The organism is Streptomyces malaysiensis subsp. samsunensis, from assembly GCF_024519315.1.
Lineage (GTDB): Bacteria > Actinomycetota > Actinomycetes > Streptomycetales > Streptomycetaceae > Streptomyces > Streptomyces malaysiensis.
On record NZ_JANIIC010000200.1, the window covers coordinates 1 to 1,766 of the forward strand.

Consider the following 1,766-nt stretch of genomic DNA (forward strand, 5'->3'; position numbering starts at 1 on the left):
GCTTCTGGATTCAGCAACACGGCGGCGCCGGAAGCGCCACCACCGCGCACGGCATGTCGGCCACCGGGCACGCCCTGCTCGGCAGCGGCGTACCGCTGCCCGGCTCGGACGGATTCCTGTTCACCGGACGGCTGTCGCTCCGCGACCATCCCTGGCTGGCCGACCACTCCGTACTCGGCCGCGTCGTCGTACCCGGCACGGCGTTCCTGGACATGGCGCTGCACGCCGCCGACACGGTCGGCTGCGACCATGTGACCGAGCTGACCCTCGAAACCCCGCTGGTCCTGACCACGACCGGGACGACCCATGTGCAGGTCCTGGTGGCCGCGCCCGATCACGAAGGCAACCGCGAGATCAGCGTCCACGCCCGCGCCCAGGACGCGCCGCCCCACGCCTGGACGCGGCATGCGCGAGCGACCCTGACCGCCGGTGTGTCCGGTGAGCCGGCGGGCCTCGGCAGTTGGCCACCGGCGGGGGCGCGGCCGGTGGAGACGGCAGGGCTGTACGAGCGGCTGAGTGACGAGGGTCTGGGCTACGGGCCGGTATTCCGCGGCCTGGAGACCGTATGGCGGGACGGTGACGGCGCGTTGTTCGCCGAGGTGACGCTGCCGGACGTGGCGGACTCGGACACCGCGGGGTTCGGCGTGCATCCGGCGTTGCTGGACGCGGCGTTGCACGCGTGGGCGGCGGGTTCGGACGACGCGGGTTCGGACGACGCTGGTCCGGGCGCCGTGCGGCTGCCGTTCCTGTGGAGTGGTGTCACTTTGCACGCCACCGGTGCGACGAAGCTGCGGGTACGCCTCACACCGGTGGCATCGGCCGAGGGTGCGCTGTCGGTGCTGGTCACGGACGCCGCCGGTCTGCCGGTTCTCTCCGCCCGGTCATTGGTGACCCGCCCGGTCACCGAGGCGACCTTCCCCGCGCCCTCGGGGACAGGTGGCTCCCTGTACCGGGTGGCCTGGAGCCCGGTGACCGGCTCCGGACCAGGGACTGGGCCGGAGGTCGGGGCAGCGCCCCGCGTCGCGGTGCTCGGCGAGGCCACCGAAAGCCTGCCCGAGCCCGATCCGGCACTGGCCGACTGCCGCGACCTCGCGGCGCTGGAGGGCCGCCTGGCCGCCGGTGAACAGCCGGTACCCGACCAGGTCCTGGCCGAGGTGTCCGCGCCAGGTGGCGACTCGCTCCCGGCAGTCGTCGAACACACCGCCCGGCACGCCTTGGAGCTTGTCCAGCGCTGGCTCGCCTCGGCCCACTTCAGCGCATCCCGGCTGGTCCTCGTGACCCAGGGCGCGGTCGCCGTCGAAGGTGACGAGCCCATGGCGGGCCTGGCCGCCTCCCCGGTCTGGGGGCTGGTGCGGTCCGCGCAGACCGAACACCCCGGCCGTCTCGCGCTGCTCGATCTGGACCCGCGGGGCACGACGCCCGATGTGGTACGGCGGGCTCTGGCCTCCGGGGAACCCCAACTCGCCATCCGGGGCGAGGAGATCCTCGCGCCGCAGCTCGTCCGGGACGAGACCGACGAGACCGATGAGCCCGACGAGTCGACCGACGCGCGGCACACCGGCCCCTGGCACCTCACCTCCGCCCGGAACGGAACGCTCGAGGACCTGGTTTGGACCCCCGTTCCCTCGGACCCCGTCTCGGATGCGGTGCCCCGTTTGTTGGGTGCGCAGGAGGTGCGTATCGAGGTGCGTGCGGTGGGGCTGAACTTCCGTGATGTTCTGGTTTTGCTCGGTATGTATCCCGACGCTGAGAACGCTCTGTTGGGG

1 protein-coding gene is annotated in these 1,766 nt (G+C 72.6%); it reads left to right on the top strand.

The window, feature by feature from the left end:
• A partial coding sequence (locus NQU54_RS48445) for a SpnB-like Rossmann fold domain-containing protein (RefSeq protein ID WP_257636635.1) occupies nt 1-1,766 on the top strand: 1,766 nt, incomplete at both ends.